At 40.5% G+C, this 16,777-nt stretch carries 15 protein-coding genes and 1 tRNA gene; 6 read left to right on the top strand and 10 right to left on the bottom strand.

All coding sequences use genetic code 11. The features are described 5' to 3' along the window. Positions 1–74 precede the first annotated feature (74 nt). The 4 genes from TRESU_RS11705 to TRESU_RS11695 all read right to left on the bottom strand — a co-directional run bounded on the left by TRESU_RS11705 (position 75) and on the right by TRESU_RS11695 (position 2,310). Positions 75–380, bottom strand: a complete 306-nt coding sequence (locus TRESU_RS11705; protein ID WP_013702414.1) for an addiction module antidote protein — start codon at positions 378–380, stop codon at positions 75–77. A gap of 3 nt (positions 381–383) precedes the next feature. Then, positions 384–542, bottom strand: coding sequence for a type II toxin-antitoxin system RelE/ParE family toxin (locus TRESU_RS15680; protein WP_245535677.1), 159 nt, complete (start codon positions 540–542; stop codon positions 384–386). After that, complete coding sequence (locus tag TRESU_RS15675; RefSeq protein ID WP_245535676.1) at positions 526–675, bottom strand: type II toxin-antitoxin system RelE/ParE family toxin; 150 nt, start codon at positions 673–675, stop codon at positions 526–528. Before TRESU_RS15675 ends, TRESU_RS15680 begins: the two co-directional genes overlap by 17 nt. 288 nt (positions 676–963) lie before the next feature. After that, positions 964–2,310 carry a hypothetical protein gene (locus TRESU_RS11695; RefSeq protein ID WP_013702413.1) on the bottom strand — a complete coding sequence of 449 codons (1,347 nt, stop codon included), beginning with the start codon at positions 2,308–2,310 and terminating at the stop codon, positions 964–966. A 534-nt stretch (positions 2,311–2,844) separates the two neighbouring features. On the opposite strand from TRESU_RS11695, the gene hflK reads away from it, so the two are divergent. The 5 genes from hflK to TRESU_RS11670 all read left to right on the top strand — a co-directional run bounded on the left by hflK (position 2,845) and on the right by TRESU_RS11670 (position 8,212). Continuing rightward, complete coding sequence (gene hflK, locus TRESU_RS11690) at positions 2,845–3,822, top strand: FtsH protease activity modulator HflK (RefSeq protein ID WP_013702412.1); 978 nt, start codon at positions 2,845–2,847, stop codon at positions 3,820–3,822. Next, on the top strand, positions 3,806–4,810 hold the full coding sequence (gene hflC, locus TRESU_RS11685; RefSeq protein ID WP_013702411.1) for a protease modulator HflC: 1,005 nt from the start codon (positions 3,806–3,808) through the stop codon (positions 4,808–4,810). The genes hflK and hflC overlap by 17 nt, the downstream gene beginning before the upstream one ends. Further along, complete coding sequence (locus tag TRESU_RS11680; protein WP_013702410.1) at positions 4,807–6,429, top strand: hypothetical protein; 1,623 nt, start codon at positions 4,807–4,809, stop codon at positions 6,427–6,429. The genes hflC and TRESU_RS11680 overlap by 4 nt, the downstream gene beginning before the upstream one ends. 131 nt (positions 6,430–6,560) lie before the next feature. Continuing rightward, the gene (locus tag TRESU_RS11675; protein ID WP_013702409.1) at positions 6,561–8,057 is read left to right on the top strand and encodes an acyl-CoA carboxylase subunit beta; all 1,497 of its coding nucleotides are present in this window, start codon (positions 6,561–6,563) and stop codon (positions 8,055–8,057) included. Positions 8,058–8,139: 82 nt separating this feature from the next. After that, a tRNA-Thr gene (locus TRESU_RS11670) sits at positions 8,140–8,212 on the top strand. Between the two features lie 95 nt (positions 8,213–8,307). Here TRESU_RS11670 and TRESU_RS11665 read toward each other — a convergent pair. Then, positions 8,308–9,750, bottom strand: a complete 1,443-nt coding sequence (locus TRESU_RS11665; RefSeq protein ID WP_013702408.1) for a TrkH family potassium uptake protein — start codon at positions 9,748–9,750, stop codon at positions 8,308–8,310. A 9-nt stretch (positions 9,751–9,759) separates the two neighbouring features. Then, the gene (locus TRESU_RS11660) at positions 9,760–11,211 is read right to left on the bottom strand and encodes an NAD-binding protein (protein ID WP_013702407.1); all 1,452 of its coding nucleotides are present in this window, start codon (positions 11,209–11,211) and stop codon (positions 9,760–9,762) included. A gap of 138 nt (positions 11,212–11,349) precedes the next feature. Between TRESU_RS11660 and TRESU_RS11655 the strand changes: the two genes are divergently transcribed. Then, on the top strand, positions 11,350–12,183 hold the full coding sequence (locus TRESU_RS11655) for an undecaprenyl-diphosphate phosphatase (protein WP_013702406.1): 834 nt from the start codon (positions 11,350–11,352) through the stop codon (positions 12,181–12,183). Positions 12,184–12,308: 125 nt separating this feature from the next. Here TRESU_RS11655 and purD read toward each other — a convergent pair whose 3' ends face one another. From purD to TRESU_RS11635, 4 genes are all read right to left on the bottom strand, one after another. After that, positions 12,309–13,661, bottom strand: coding sequence for a phosphoribosylamine--glycine ligase (purD, locus tag TRESU_RS11650; protein WP_013702405.1), 1,353 nt, complete (start codon positions 13,659–13,661; stop codon positions 12,309–12,311). Between the two features lie 74 nt (positions 13,662–13,735). Beyond that, positions 13,736–14,314 (bottom strand): glucosaminidase domain-containing protein, encoded by a 579-nt coding sequence (locus TRESU_RS11645; RefSeq protein ID WP_013702404.1) that lies wholly within the window; start codon positions 14,312–14,314, stop codon positions 13,736–13,738. Positions 14,315–14,316: 2 nt separating this feature from the next. Then, the gene (pyrH, locus tag TRESU_RS11640; RefSeq protein WP_013702403.1) at positions 14,317–15,048 is read right to left on the bottom strand and encodes a UMP kinase; all 732 of its coding nucleotides are present in this window, start codon (positions 15,046–15,048) and stop codon (positions 14,317–14,319) included. A 19-nt stretch (positions 15,049–15,067) separates the two neighbouring features. After that, positions 15,068–16,777, bottom strand: coding sequence for a transglutaminase domain-containing protein (locus TRESU_RS11635; RefSeq protein ID WP_013702402.1), 1,710 nt, complete (start codon positions 16,775–16,777; stop codon positions 15,068–15,070).

The raw sequence follows: 16,777 nt of genomic DNA, 5'->3' as shown, positions 1-16,777 counted from the left end.
AGGCTGTCCAGCTTTGGGCAGCCTTTTTTGTGCTTATGGATGTGTGTTTTTTTTCTGCAAGAAGCTCGGAGCTATCAGCAGTTTGTCTTTATTGGAGAAAAGGAGATATTCAGATTGTATCCTATTGACTTTGCAATTTTAATCAATGTGTCTATTGTCGGATTTCCGTCTGGAGATAGGGCTTTGTAAAGTCCGCTGCGGGAAATTCCAGTTTCCTTTGCGGTCTTGGACATTCCTTTTGCCCTTGCGACTGTCTTTATTGCTTCAATTAGCTCTTCCGGCGTGCCTTCTTTCGCCACATAGTCAAGGTAGCCTTTCTGAAGTTTCTCTGTGCCCAAAAATTCAGCCGCGTCGTAAGCTGTAAGCTTTATTTTTTCCATGATTCAGACATCCTTTGCCAATTCCTTAGCCTTTTGTATATCAGTTTCTTGCGTGGATTTGTTTCCTCCGACTAAAAGAATAATAATTTCCTTATCTTTATTTGTAAAATAAACTCTATATCCTTTTCCAGTATCAATTCGCAATTCAAAAAACTTTTTCACCCACGCTTTTAGAATCGCCGAAGTTGCCGTTTTTAAGACGTTCTATTCTTAAAATGATTGCATACTTTGCCGTGTTGTCGCGCAGTTTCTTGAACCACTTTAAGTAGTTTTCCGTTTTAAAAATTTGATACATACCTATAATGTATACTATAATAAACATATACTCAATAATGCATTACAGGAAAAGGATTTTTTAACCATAAACAGGACAGCATTTGCTTTATAAAACTGAAATAGATTATCAACTGAGTATCTTTCAGAAGCATCGCAGGAGCAAGTCAGATAATAACAGGGAACATTGTATTCCCCATTTAAACACAAAAAAGCCTCCCTTCCGGGAGGCCTATGCTTTGGTCAGTACCACCGCTAGCTTGCAAGGCAAACTAGCAGAGGTAAAACGAAGCCAGCTTCGTTTTATCGACTAGAACCAAACGCTTACAGATACTGGGATTGCCCATACGAAGTCATCGGCTGCGTTAGCCTTGAGTCCGCCTACGCCATCACCTTTTTCACCTGGTGTTCCCCATGTGAATCCGCAACCGTTTGTTGCGCCCTGGAATCCAACACCAAGAGAACCATTGCTTCCAACAGACTTGTTAACTCCAACGAGGAAGCTGATTGCGCCTTCATCACTGTCTTTACCATAAGCTTTGATGTCATATGGCTTTTCTGCAGCTTTTGCATTGCTCATGTAGCGAACATCAGCAGCCAAGCTAAGACCGTCCATGATTGCATAGTCTACACCAGCACCAACAAAGAACACATTGTCAACAAGTTCACCGTCTCTTGCAACACAGTCATCCTGATACTGAACATATCCACCGTCTACAGAGAACTTCATCTGCTCTGAAACCTGGTAAGAAGCGCCAGCTGTGAATGCCATCTTGAGGTAGTCTTTTCTGTAATCCTTGTCAGCAATTCCGAATCTTGCCCCAACTGTTACATAAAGATTTTCAACTGCTGTAAGATCGAATGCAACTCCAATCTGTCCAGTTGTCATTACATCATCATTAGCCGGTACAGCATCTGTTGATTCTACTGCAGTCCATGTAGGAGCTGTTGCCTTTGTTGCATCAAATTTAGGATTTCCTTCGTCATCTGTTGTGTTAGCCCAGATGTAATTGCCATGTGCAGCAGCAGCTTTGTCATCTTTCTTTGAGTAATCACCAATGTACTGTGCCTTGAGCTTACCTACACCCTCGATTGCATATCCGAATCCAACCTGGATGTTCTTGTATACATCTTCAGCTTTCTTGTAAGTTGCAGACATTGGGATAACTGCGAACGCATGGAGTCCTTCGATTGGATCTGCTTCGAGCATCATACCGCTTCTCCAGATTCCGTCGAATGTGAGTCCTTCGCCGTCATAAGCCCAGTTATAAGGTCTGAGCCAGTTCCATGAGCCGTAGCAGAAGTCGCCGCGGAGTCCGTTTGTAGGTGAGTCGAACTTACCTACAGAAACTTTTACAGTGTCAACAGGCTTAACCCAAAGGTAAGCGTCATCGCCATCTCCGAGTCCGCTCTCAAAGTCGTTGTAAACGCCCATTACGAATCCGGCCTTTCCGTCCTCAGAAGTTCCGTTGATGTTGATACGAGCTGTACGTGCGCCCCATCCCCATGAGTTTGCAACGCCAACCATTGCGTCTTCGCCGTTGTGTGCTACTGGAGAAGCAAGAACACGAAGCCATGCTCCAAATGTGATTTCTGCGAAAGCAGAAGTTGCTGTAAGTGCGGCAGCCGCTGCGACCGCGATAAGAGTCTTTTTCATCTCTTAGCCTCCTTATGTTTAAATCTTGGGGAGCCTTTCGGAGCAAAGGAGAATATAGAGAGATATGGAAAAATCAATTTGATTTAATAATGAAATAAACTTAAAAAGAAAACGAAATTAAGTTAATTTCAAAATGTTTTTAAGTTAAAATCAAAACGAAATCAACTTAATTTTAAAATATTTTTAAGTTAAAAACAAAACAATTTTAAGTTAATTTTTAACTGAATATAGCATTAGCCGCGGACTAAGAAAGGCTCACTTTTCTGCCATGGAACACTGCCGTTTTTCCTGTTCCGCATTTCTTTGCAAGGGTATAAGAATGAACAATTATATGTAAGAGGCTATGTTTAAAGATGGAATTATTGGAGAAAAAAACAGTGGGTTGTTTTTGCTGTCAAATCGGGAATTGAATTTCAAAATATCAGAAGTATGTTTTACACAAAATTTGGAATTTAATGAAAAGACATTGAAAATATAAAAAATTTGCTGATAGATACCGTTGTTTTTTAAGCGGATTTGCATTAATTTATATTTATGTCAGATTTGGAAGTAAAAATCAGGAGTTTTTTTAAAAAGCCATCTTATGTTGTGGCAGTTATTGCAGGAGTTATTTTGCTTGCGTCGGCAGGCTCTAGTCTTTTTGTTGTTGATCAGGCGGAGCAGGCTGTAATCACTCGGTTTGGAAGATATTATGCTACTTTGGGACCGGGGCTTCAGTATAAAATTCCGTTTATAGACAAAAAATTTATTGTTCCGGGAAACAAAGTTGTCCAGACGGAGCAGTTCGGATTTAAAACCACAAAAAGCGGCTCTGTAAATCAGTATCAGAATAATATTACGCGTGAATCAACTATGCTGACCGGCGATTTGAATATCGTGGATGTTGAATGGATTATTCAGTACAGGATTGTTGATCCGCGTGCCTGGCTTTTTACGGTTCAGGAAAAAGATCAGACAATCCGCGATATAAGCCGTTCTGTAATCAATACTTTGGTTGGCGACCGGGCGATTTTGGATGTTATGAGCAGCGAGCGAAGCAACATTGAAAATCTTGCGGTTTCCATGATGAACGAGCAGTTTTCGCAGCTTGGGCTTGGAATAAATGTGTTTGCGGTTAAGCTTCAGAATATTGTTCCGCCGGAAGGAGTTCAGGATGCGTTTGAGGACGTGAACAAGGCTATTCAGGACATGAACCGCTTTATAAATGAAGGAAAAGAAAGCTACAATTCAGAAATTCCAAAGGCAAAGGGCGAGGCTGACCGTCAGATTCAAGTGGCGGACGGCTATGCGGCTGAACGTGTGAACAAGGCAAAAGGCGATGTCGCAAGGTTCAATTCAGTTTATGAGGAATACAGAAAAGCTCCTGCAGTTACAAGGGAACGTCTTTACCTTGAAACTATGGAAGAAATTTTTGCTTCCGGCGCAGAAAAGAATCCGGCTTTGATAGACAGCGGTCTTGACAATGTGCTTCCGTTTAAGAATCTTGGAGGAAAAAATGGCAAAACAGAATAAATTTTATCTTAGACTTGCGGCATTTGTTGCTGCCGTTGTGATTTTGCTTGCGGCAGGTCCTTTTTATATCGTGAACGAAGGTGATCAGGCTGTTGTTACAAGGTTTGGTCAGATTGTAAAATCCTGCACTTCTACCGGGCTTTATTTTAAGATTCCTTTTCTTGATGTTGTTACTTTTTATCCTGCAAAAATTCTTTCGCTTGAAGGTGATCAGGCCCGCATTCCCACAAAGGAAAATCAGTTTATAATTGTGGACACTACAAGCCGCTGGAAAATTTCAGATCCTGCGTTGTTTTATCAGTCGTTCAAGACTTTGGATGCGGCGTACAACAAGCTTAGCGATGTAATTGATTCTTCAACTAGGACAATTATCACACGCAACCGGCTTAGCGAAATTGTAAGAAGCAGCAATCTTATAAACGAAGAAAAAGACAGTGCGGATTCAAATCAGCTTGCAGGAATCGAAGGCGAGGACAGCGCGGAAATTGAAGCTTTGGTGAATGTGAATTCAAACAACGAAAGTGTTTCCAAGGGAAGAAGCGCACTTTGCCAGGAAATGGCTGACGATGCAAGAAAAATGGTTGGCGAATATGGAATCGAATTGATTGACATTGTTCCGCGCCAGATAAAATATTCTGACGAGCTTACAGAAAGCGTTTACAACAGAATGATTAAGGAGCGCAACCAAGTGGCCCAGGCGTACCGTTCTCTTGGCGAAGGAAAAAAATCCGAGTGGCTTGGAAAGCTTGAAAACGAAAAGCGTACGATAGAATCAGAAGCCTACAGAAAAAGCGAGGAGACAAAAGGAAAGGCTGATGCGGAAGCCGCGGCAATTTACACTCAGTCTTACACGCGTGATCCTAAGTTCTACGAGTTCTGGAAAAGTCTTGAGTCGTACAAAAATACAATTGGCAATTTTGATGTTACCTACAGCACAAAAATGGACTACTTTAAATATTTGTATAGTTCAGATGGGAAACGTCAATGAGTTCTATCCCAGTTTTTCTTCAAGGCGAAAAAATTTTTTTAGACAGCCGGATGTCTGGTAATGTTTTTGTAAAAGCTGGATTTGCCGGAAAAATCAGGGAAAACGGACTTCTTGCTGAGCTCAATGGCGAAACTTGGAATTTCTCTTTATGGAGTTTTGAAAGCACAGTTTCTTCTGCGGATTTAAAAGAATTTGCGCAAGACAAAGATGAGACTGTTTTTCTTGAAGGCTCTTGCTTTTATGGATTTGTGCTTAGTGAATATTTAGAATCCTTGGAGAAAGAAGAGTCTATAAAAGCCTGTTCGCTTGTCTGCAATGCGCTTGATGCTTTGGATGAAAGCAAGTCAGCTCTTTCTTTGGTTGGCGCAGGTGGAATTATTGTTTCCAAGGATTTTTCCAAAGTACTATTTTTGCCTAAGAATTTGATTGAAATTTCTTTGTCGTCGCTTGGGGAAGAAAATTTTTCAGATTTATATGGAAGCTATTTGAATCCTGTGTTTTCTGGAAAAACTGCGGTGCGCTTTTTGCAGGCGGCAATTGTTTACAAGGCTATTTGTGGAAAAGTTCCGTTTGCTGAAAAATCTGCTTCTGCAAGGGAAATTGATATCAGGGATTTAAATTACTGTCCGTTGCGCCATGCGGTTTTTGGAGTTGATGAAAAAATTCTTTTGTTTACAGAAAACGCTTTTGCAGGCAAATATTGCTCGTTCCCCAAAGAAGAATTTTCCGCTCTTGAATTAAAAGAGCCTTCTTCTTCGGATTTGAAAAAATTTAATGAAGAGTCCCATAAATTTCTTTTGCGCCAAGAAAAGAAAATCCGTGCAAAAAGATGGCTTAGTATAAAATCCACGGCGATAAAAATTTGCATTGCGGTTTTTATTTTTGCAATTGCGGTTGCGGTTTCGCTTTACGGGACTTTTTGTGAAAAGCGGACTACAAAAGGGCTGACTTCGCTTCAAACGGTGGAAATGTACTACAGCGCGGTAAATTTGCTGGACGTGGATTCAGCTCGGGCAAGTTCTGCAAAATCTCTTGGTGGCAGAGTAGACCGGCTTGCAAATATTTTTGTTACAGGAAAAACAAGTTCAATGTACAATGCCGGTAACGACCTTGTTCCACCTTCTGTCTGGCTTGTAAAAAATCAGCTTAGCCACAATATTTATGGAATTTCAAATTTCACAGTTGATGGAAATCCTTGCAGAACTTTCTTTAAAGGTCAGCGCAGAAAAGAAAAGCCGCCTGCTATTTTGGAAGAAAGCGGACAGAAAGTTTTCCCGGGAGAAAAAAAAGAATACCAAGTTGAATTCTTTATTTTTGATTCGCTTGGAGAAGACAGCCTTTGTGTTTCGCTTCAAAAAGAAAAAGTTTCCCTGAAATTTAAAAAAGACCGCTGGATTATTTTTGATATTCAAACTGAAATTGAAAGCAACTTTTTTAAATTCAGCGAGCTAAAGGCGGAATATTCTGCTGCAATGGAAAAATGCGGCGGTGATGTTTTTGCCTGCGCTTCTGTTTTGCGCCAAGAATATGATTTTATTCCTTCCGACCAAGAAATCAAAGATGCTGAAAAATATGTGGAAGAACAGAGCCTTGTGTTTGTAAAGCCTGCCAATAAATGAAATGACAGTTTTACGTTTTTTGTCATATTGACTTTGAAAAATATTCACGATATTATAAGAAGTCAGTTGCAAAAGTTTCTTATTTGGAACTGGCTTGCAAATAAAGCATTGTTTTGTTTTTTGGAGGAAATATGGCTTCTAATTATAATCTTGAAAAACAGCACGCAAAGGGAAAATTTCACGCTATTGAAAGAATCAACAATCTTTGCGACAAAGACTCATTTTATGAAATTTATTCAGCGGCGCGTCATACTTGCACAAGCTTTGGAATGGACAAAAAAGAAATTCCTTATGACGGTGTAATTACTGGCTTTGGAAAAATCAACGGAAAAAAAGTTGCCATTTATGCTCAGGATTTTACAGTTCAGGGCGGCTCGCTTGGAAAAGTTCATGGACAGAAAATTGCGGAGCTCATTGATAAGGCGATTATGGCAAAGTGTCCGGTTATCGGTCTTAATGATTCAGGCGGAGCTCGTATTCAGGAAGGTGTTGATGCTCTTTGCGGCTATGGCGAGCTTTTTTATCAGAATGTGCGCGCATCTGGAACTGTTCCGCAGATTTCAATTATTGTAGGACCTTGCGCTGGCGGTGCTGTTTATTCACCGGGAATCACTGATTTTATTTTTGCAGTTGACACAATCAGCCAGATGTTTATCACTGGACCAAAAGTTGTAAAAAGTGTTCTTTCGCTTGATATTTCCGCGGAAGATTTGGGCGGTGCTTCTATTCATGCTCAGAAAAGCGGCGTTGCCCATTTTAGAGCTTCCTCAGAGCCAGAATGCTATGAAGCTGTAAGAAAACTTTTGGACTACATTCCGCATTATTACGGCGAAGAAATTGTTGCTGAAGCTAAATTCAAGTTTGACGAAAAGAAAAAGGCAAAGAAAATTGCAGAAGCTCTTCCAGAAGAAAGCAAAAAAGGCTACGACATCCGCAATGTAATTGACTGCGTTGTTGATGATGACAGTTTCTTTGAAGTGATGAAAGAATTTGCTCAGATGGCAGTTGTCGGCTTTGCAAAAATTGAAGGAAAATCTGTTGGTGTTGTTGCTAACAATCCGGCTGTCTGGGGTGGACTTTTGAACTGCGATGCTTCTGATAAGATTGCGCGCTTTGTTCGTTACTGCGACGCTTATAATGTTCCGCTTGTTACTTTTGTTGATGTTCCGGGATTCTTGCCCGGCCCTGATGAAGAGCAAAAGGGAATTATCCGTCATGGAGCAAAAGTAATTTACGCATACAGCGAAGCGACTGTTCCAAAAGTTACAGTTATTACACGCAAGGCTTACGGCGGAGCTTACATTGCAATGTGCTCAAAGCATCTTGGCGCGGACTTTGTCTATGCCTGGCCAAAAGCTGAAATTGCTGTAATGGGTGCGGAAGGTGCTCTTGGAATTCTTTATGCAAAGGAAATGAAAGATCCAGCTCAGGCTGCTCTTGTTGCCCAGAAATCTCAGGAGTATAAAGATACAATTATGACTCCGACAATTGCTGCTCAGCGTGATTATATCAGCGAAATTATAAATCCTGAAGAAACAAGACAACGTGTTGCCCGCAGCCTTGAATTCCTTGCTCAAAAAACACAGAATTCATCTCCTGCAAAAAAACACGGAAACATTCCTCTTTAATAAAATTGTCCGTGGCTCGCTTTGCCGGGCTGCGGATTTTCTGTTGACTGATTTAGCCATTTTTGCTAACATTCTTTCACTTGCCAACTTAGCTCACCTGGTAGAGCAGCTCCCTCGTAACGAGCAGGTACTCGGTTCAAGTCCGGGAGTTGGCTAAAGTACAAGACCGCACTTAAAATGAAGTGTGGTCTTTATTTTTTATGGAAAACCTGAACCGAGTACCGAAGCGAACGCCGACCAAGTGCAGTTTTTATTTTTTCCAGTAGGCTGGCGTAAGGAAAATAAAGAGTGTAAAAAGTTCCAGACGACCGGCAATCATTGCAAAACTATACCACCATTTTACAGGGGCAGCGAGCCAACCACAGTTGTTGCTTGGTCCCAACGCTCCGAATGCAGGTCCGCAGTTTCCGATCATTGTTAAAGCTCCGGTAAAGGAAGTCTGCATATCAAGTCCGAAAAATGACGTGAAAAATGCGGTCAAAATCACAAATGAAAAATACAAAAAGAAAAAAGCCGAGACTGAAAAAACGACATCTTTTCTTCCTGTCTGCTGATTCAGTCTGATTGAAAAAACTCCGTGCGGATGAATCATTTTTAGTATTTCATTTTTGAACTGCTTGTAAAGCACGACCCATCTTATGACTTTTACTCCGCCGGCAGTTGAGCCGGACATTCCGCCTATGAACAAAAGCATCAAAATTACAATTTGACTTGCGCTTTTCCATTTTGTGTAGTCGGCTGTGGAAAAACCTGTTGTGGTCAAAATGGTTGCTGTTTGAAATGCTGAAAATCTGAGCGACTTAAAAAATCCGCCGTAAGAAGAAGCCTGAGCAACTGCGATTGCGGCGATTGAAATAATATTTATCCAGATATATGCTTTCAGTTCCGAGTTGCATTTTATTTCGCTGAAATTACGTGTGAAAAAATAATAGTAAAGCGAAAAATTTATTCCGGCTAAAAACATAAACACAAAGCAAATCCATTCGATTGCGGCGGAATTGTATGCGCCGATGCTTGCGTTTCTTGTAGAAAATCCGCCTGTTCCCAAAGTTGAAAATGCGTGGCAAAGCGCGTCTATAAAATCCATTCCCGCAATTTTTAAAAGAGCGGTCTGAATGAGCGTCATTCCAAGATAAATGAACCAAAGAATTTTTGCGGTGGTTGTTATTTTGGGCGTGAACTTTCCTTTTTCCGGACCTGTAGTTTCCGCCTTTATAAGCTGAAATCCGCCGACTCCAAGAACTGGCATGAGCGCAACCGTAAGTGCCACAATTCCCATTCCGCCAAGCCAGTGTGAAAGGCATCTCCATAAATTTATGCTGCGCGGAAGTTTTTCAATTTCGGAAAGAGTCGTTGCGCCTGTTGTTGTAAATCCGCTTACACTTTCAAAAAATGCATCGGTGAAATTTGGAATTGCTCCGCTAAAATAAAGTGGAATCGCTCCGAATAAACTTGCAGAAATCCAGGCGAGCGCGACGGCTGCAAAACTTGATCTTATTGTAAGCCTTGATTTTTTGTTGCGGAAAAAAAACAGTGTCATTGCGCCTAGAATCAAGCTTGCAATCATCGGAATTAAAAAAGATGGAATTACAAAATATTCATGGCAGAAAATTGCCGTGGCGATTGGAATTGAGAATGAAAGTCCGATTATTGAAATTATAAAAAAAATTATTATGCAAAGTGTAAATGCCATTGAAAGTTCCTATTTGCTGAATTTTTCCAGAATCTTTTTATCTCCAGTTTTTTCTATTATAACCAGATGGTCTCCCACGGAAAATGTTGTGTTTCCCTGCGGAAGTTCAAATTTTTCACTTCCAATTTTCTTTACAAGGAGAATCAGATATTCGCCGGGACTTGCGATGTCTTTTAGCTGCTTGCCGATAAACTTGCTTGATGAAGGCAAATCGCATTCCACGATTTCAAATGCACCGTTTGAAACTGTATGAATTCCCGTTACTGATTTTCCGTGCAGATGGCTTATAATTGAGTCAACCAAAGTGTCCCGCATAGGAATTGCAACATCGACTCCAAGTTTTCTGGCTATGTTTCCAAACTGGGACTGGGCAACTAGCGCGATTGTTTTTTCCACGCCTAGAGATTCAAGGTAAGCGGAAACAACCATGTTCAGTTCGTGATTGTGCGTGGCGCAAATTACAAGGTTGTACTTTTGAATTCCTTCTTCTTCTATAAAAACATCGTCTGTGATGTCCGCGTTGAAAATCTGTGCCTGCGGAAATTTTTTTTCAGCTTCCTTGCAAAGATTTTTGTCGCTGTCTATGATTGTGAATGTCTGCGAAATATTTTTTGTTCCAGTGAAAATTTTTTTTAAAAATGAAACCTTGTCTTTTTCGATAATTTTGTCTGCTACGATTGTTCCGATTCTTCCGATTCCAACCAGAGCGATTTTTTTTATTGCGTCTGTCTTGATTCCGCAAAGCTCAAGTATAAATGGAATGTTTTCTTTTTCAATTATGATTCCGATTCTGTCTCCTGCATTTAAAATTGTTTCGCCGGATGGCAGGGCTGAAATCATGTTGTCTGAATCTTTTTCTTTTGTTTCCTGATAAACTATAAGAAATTTTTTGTCTGTAAGCGAGCGGATGTTTTTTAACGCGGCTCCATCGAGTTTGCTTCCTTTTTCAATTTGAAGCGCAATGATTTCAAAATCTCCGTTTTCACCAAAATCAACAATGTCGCTTATTGCTCCATGCTCAACAGCTTTTACAATTGCCTGAGCGGCTTCTACATCAGGATGAATCATGTAGTCAATTCCGTAAAGCGGACGGTGATTTCCCTTGAAAGTTTCCGCGTGCTGGCGAGCTGTTGTGTTTGTGTTTGCATAGTAGGCGTAGTTTCTTACACGCGCAATTTTCAGTACGTCTGGATAAACGGCGTCCACAAGGGAACAGGTAATCATGTTGATTTCATCGCTGTCAGTCAAAGTTACAAGCGCATCCATTTTTCCAATTTCAAGCTCTTCCAAAACTTGAAGATTGTTTCCGTCCGCATTTATAACTTGGCAGTCAAGACGATTGCTTACGTGCTCAACAATGTCTTCGTTGCTTTCGATTATTTTTACAATGTTGCCTTCGTTTATAAGGCGTTTTGCCAGCTGAACTCCAGTAAAGCCTGCACCGATTATCATTATGTTCATTTTTTTTATTATACATGAAACTCCGCGCTGTGTTCAATCTAAGAAAATGGTGGGAATTAAACGTAGCTTTTTATAGACAGAAAAATCAAGATGAACTAAAATGCTAGCGTATCTAAAATTTATTTTTGGAGATTTAAATTGTCAATTTTTCAAGGAATTGTTTTGGGTGTTCTTCAGGGCATTGCCGAGTTTCTGCCGATTTCTTCTTCTGGACATTTGATTGTCGCGCAGAATTTATTTGGACTTGAAGAAGTGCCGCTTTTGTTTGATGTGTTTCTTCATGTTGCAACATTGCTTGCTGTTGTTTTGTATTTTAGAAAAAAAATATGGGAGCTGATTTGCAGTTTTGCAAGAATTTTTGTTCCTATAAAAAATCCTTCCGCCGCCCAGATTGAAAAAAAATCCGAAGACACAAAATACATTGTTGCCATTATTCTTGCTACTTTTGTTACCGGAGTTCTTGGAATTTTTTCTTCAAAAGTTATTTCTGAGATTTCTGTAAAACTTGTTTGCGCTGGATTTATTGTTACAGCCTTGCTTTTGATTTTTTCTTCACTTATTGAAAAAAAACATTCGGCTTATTCTGAAACTTCTTTGAAATCTCCGTCCTGGAAACAGTCCTTGGTGATTGGGCTCGCGCAGGGAATTGGAACTTTGCCTGGAATTTCAAGAAGCGGCTCAACAATTGCGGGTTCTCTTTTTTGCGGAGTTAAGCGGGACGTTGCCGGTGAGTTCTCATTTATTGTTTCTATTCCGGCTATTTTGGGCGCGTTTATTCTTGAGCTGAAAGACTTGGGTGAAGTTTCATCTTCGATTGGAGCAGAACCTGTTATTGCAGGTTGCGCGGCGGCTTTTGCAAGCGGATACATTGCTCTTTCTTGGCTTATGCGGCTCATAAAAAAAGGCAGGCTTGAATGGTTTGCCTGCTACTTGATTCCTGTTGGAATTTTAGGAATGATTTTCCTTCATTGACATTTTGAATTTCCAGCTTGACTAGAACTATTTTCATTGTCATTCTCGCACTTGATGCGAGAATAAATGTTTAAGAAAAGTATTATCGGGTCAAGCCCGATAATGACATTAGGTAAAAATCAAAGCTAATTAGATTCAGCGGCTCCCGGAAGTCCTATGTCTTTTCTGTAGAACATATCGTTGAATTTTATTCCGCTCATTGCTTCATAGGCATTTTTCCAAGCTTCGTCAAAAGTCGTTCCATAAGCAGAGCAGGCTAAAACGCGTCCGCCGCTAGTTACAAGTTTTGTGTCGTCCGGGCTTTGGCTTCTTCTGTTTTCCATTGCGCCGGCTATAAAAACTTTTGCATTGGATTCATTTACTTTTTCTTCATTGATTATAATGTTGTATCCTTTTTTATAGGATTTTGGATAACCGCCGCTTACTGCGACTGGAGCAACTTGGTATCCTTTTTTCCATTCAAGCTTGAAATCTTTTAAAGAACCGTCAGTTATGGATTTGCAGAGGCTTGCAAAGTCAAAGTCCATGAGCGGAAGCACAGCCTGTGTTTCAGGATCTCCAAGGCGCACATTGTATTCGAGGCACTTTGGTCCGTCTTCTGTAAGCATGAGTCCGAAGAAAATAAATCCGCGGTAGTCATAATTTTCAGACTCAAGACCTTTTAATGTTGGTTCAAGAATATTTTTTTCAAACTGGGAAATTATTGCAGGAGTTGCGTCATCAACAGGAGCAATTGCGCCCATTCCGCCTGTGTTAGGACCTTTTGCGCCGTCGAAAAGCCTTTTGTGGTCTCTTGCGCTTAAGAATGGAACTATGCAGGATTTTCCTTGCTCTGAAAATTCTTTTGTAACGCTTACAGCCGCAAGAATTGAAATTTCAGTTCCGCGAAGATATTCTTCAATTACGAGTTTTTTTCCGGCTTCTCCAGCGATAGAGCCGTCCATAAGCTGCTCAACTGCGTTTTCAGCTTCCTCTAAAGTCTTTGCAACTACAACACCTTTTCCGGCTGCAAGTCCGTCCGCCTTTACAACAATCGGCGCGCCTTGCTCTTTTATATATATAAGAGCTTCTTCTTTTGAAGTGAAAGTTTTGCTTTTTGCGCAGGCAACGTTGTATTTGTGCATGAATCCTTTTGCAAGGTCTTTACTTGCTTCAAGTTGCGCTGCCTGAAACTTTGGTCCTACAGTTGGAATCCCTGCGTTCCAAAATAAATCTGCAAGTCCTTCTGCAAGCGGATTTTCCGGCCCGATAACGGCAAGCTCACAGTTGTTTTCCTTTGCAACTTTTATGTACGCATCGTTTCCTGTAATGCCGTTAAGATATTCGCATTTTGAAAAATCAATGTTTCTGCATTTTTTTTCGAAGGCTGTTCCGCCGTTTCCTGGAACACAAATTACTTCTTCAATAATATTGCTTTGTGCTAACTTCCATGCAATTGTATGCTCTCGTCCGCCATTTCCTACAACAATAACTTTCATAGGTGCTATGATAGTTTAAAAATCAAAAAGTTACAACATTGCAGAATTTTCGGCGGATAAGAATTCAGAGCTGTTTAAAAAGATTCAAGGCGAACTAAAAGCTGCTCAAGCTTTACAGCGTAGCTTTTGTCTGCCGCCCAAGTTCCTGCAAGACCTTCTATTGTTGGAGATTTTCCGCGCGGATTCACATACTTATACCGAGTATCAATACATTCGTTGTTCAGCGGAATATCTTTTGTCGCATAAGCGTGAAGGTGCTGAATATGCGCTCTTACTCCGAGTTGTTCCGTTGCAAAAGTTTCGCCTGGATGCTCTGCATCGATTGCGCCAAGTCCGCAGTAATTGTGCATTTGCGGCGTAACAAGATTTCCGAATCTTAAAAATCCAGTTTCTAGGCACATTTGAACAAAAGCACAGTCGCTGTTTATTCCTTCCGCATTTGCTTCTTCAATATAAAGAGCTGCAAGCCGTGCAACTTCTTTTTTGTCTGCTGAAGGATTTGCGCTCATAAAAAAATTATAAAGCTGCTTTTCTGATTTTATTCCTTGATCAGAAAGATTTCTTGAAATTTCTTTGTGTCCTTTTGTTGAAACGCATGAAACTGCTGTTAGCAAAAGACAAAATATAAAAATCGGCAATTGAATTTTTTTCATGCTTACGAAATTGTTGTTCCTATGTAATTTTTTCCATCAAGAACTGCTTTTATATTCCCGATGTTTTTTCCGCCTGCGCAAATAACTTTTAAGCCAAGCTCCTGTGCTTTTTTTGAAGCGATTGGATCAAACGGACAGTTTTTTCCCGGAACCCATTCGTCTCCAACCATTTTTCTAAAATCGCTCCAAGAGATATTGTCGATTGGTTTTGCATCAGGATTTTTGCGCGGATCGTCTGTGTACACTTTCTCGATGTTTGAAAGGTTTACAACTGTGTCTGCTTCAAACCTCTCTGCAAGAAGAACTGCGTCATTGTCTGTTGAAAATCCAGGTTTCCAACCGGAAGCAATAAGAATTCTTCCTGTAAAGTCGCTGACTTTTGTAGGATCTGTTACAACATCTTGGCTACACAAAGGTCCGAATACAGTTTTTAAAAGCTGAGCATTGAGCCGAGTTGCCATTATGCCAATCCAGTCGCAGGCATAGTTAAGTTTTTCTGAATCTTCAAATGCTGAAAGTTTCTTCTGGTTTTCATCAAATTTTTCAGAAACCGCTTTGTATGAGTTCTGATAGTTTCTTGCAGGTCCGCCGCCGCCAGCTACAAGAATAAGACGTGCATCTTTGTTTTCAGAAAGCCAAGAACAAATCATGCTGCTGAATTCAAAAAGAAAATTTTCATCTGGTTTGTCAGGCGCAATTATTGAACCGCCTACGCTTAAAACTTTTGTAGTCATTTTGTTCTCCGTATATATTTTAGTAAATTCCTTGAATAACAGGATTGTTCCATAAAGAACTGTAGCTTGAAGTTTTGTCCCCAGCTTCTTCCCATAAAGATTGTAAAGCATAAGTGCGCGGTCTGTAAACAATTTTACTGTTTAAAGATGACTGCTTTATCTGATGCCAGCCTCTGCTGAACGCTATATGCTGATTGTCAAGATTGCCAAAATAAAATTCTTTTGGATCAGCTATTTCAATAAATGAAGAAAATGGAAGTCCGGCTCCAAGAGAAACATCAACGGGCAGCCATCCGTATCCTTCAAAGTAAATCTCTGTCCACCAATGCGGAGTTACATTTGACTTGTCCTGCGCAAGAATTCCTGCCACTGGAACTGAAGGAATTCCTGCCGCTCTGCACAAAGCCGTGTAAAGAATTGCAAAGTCGTAAGCGTCGCCTTTTTTTCTGCGGATTAAATCAAGCGGCGAAATATTTCCTGTGCGGACTTTTTCAGAAACTTCATAATTTTCCGTCATAAAATTGTAAATGAGTTTTGCCTGCCTGTACGGATTTTTTTCGCGTCCGACAATTGTTTCAATAAGCGAAGAAACTGCTTTTGAATCCGACGGAACACAAGCATCCGCGGAAGTGTTTTTTGTGTACAAAATTCCGCCTTTGTCTTTGTACTGTCCTAGATTCTTTGGGTTGAAATTTCCTTTTATTCCGAAAGTGCTCACAATGAATGTCTGGCTGAATCTTTGCTTGTTGTTTGTAATTTTGTTCAGTTGCTTGTTGTGAATTATGTCAAAAGCGTCGTCAACTATAAACGGCTCTGGATAAACTTCATTCAGTTCAACAAACGGCTGGAACGAAGAAACCGCTGGCTTTGGAATGTAAAGCAAAATAGAACTTTCTTGAGAAGCAACGTGATTTGAAATATCGGCGGCAATCTGAATTACGTAAGTCCTTCTGTTTGAATATTGCTTTTTTCCATAAGGAAAATTCACATTTATTTTTTTTGCCGCGCTTGTTCCGTGCGGTGTTTCTATAAAGACTGATCCGCTTGAAGCTCCGTCTGGAATCTTCACAGAAATTTCAGAATCTGTCCAGGCTATGTAGTCAAAGTCAGTTTCGGTTGCCGGAATGAAAATGTTGTTTTTGTCCTGATTTTCATTTTGTTCCGAGCTATGTAAAGATGAAGTTTCGTCCCGGTTCGCTGTAAAGTAAACTTTTGATTTTCCTTTTGAAGATCCGAAATTTATTCCGCGGATTATTATTGTCTGACCGGTAACTGCGCTTTCTGCGGAAATTGATGTGATTACAGGAATTGAAGTTATAGGAGATGCAATTGCTGCGACTGGAATTCCGTTTTCATTTGCAAAAAAAGCAGGCTCTGATTTTCCTGCCGAAGTTCCTACGATTACAAGTCCGTCCTGCGCATTTGGCGGAATTATAAATTTGATTTTTTTGTCCGACCAAAGTGAATATCCGCTTGCAGTGATTTTTGAGCCTGCAATTTCTACGCTTGAAGTGCCTCTTGAATCTCCAAAGCCGCTGCCTTCTATTGTCATTTCATCGCCCGGCGAGCCAATCATCGGAATTATTGAATCTATCACCGGCTTGCGTTTTACATTGCGTCCCAAAATTCCAAATATGAAAATTGCGGAAGCAACAACAATTATCCAGCTTATTGTTCTTGCCAGCGGAGAACTTCTAAGGAGATTCGCATAAGATTTTAAAATTGCCAA

The organism is Treponema succinifaciens DSM 2489 (genome assembly GCF_000195275.1).
GTDB lineage: Bacteria > Spirochaetota > Spirochaetia > Treponematales > Treponemataceae > Treponema_D > Treponema_D succinifaciens.
Note: the sequence above shows the minus strand (reverse complement) of the source record. Positions and strands in the feature narration are given on the sequence as shown.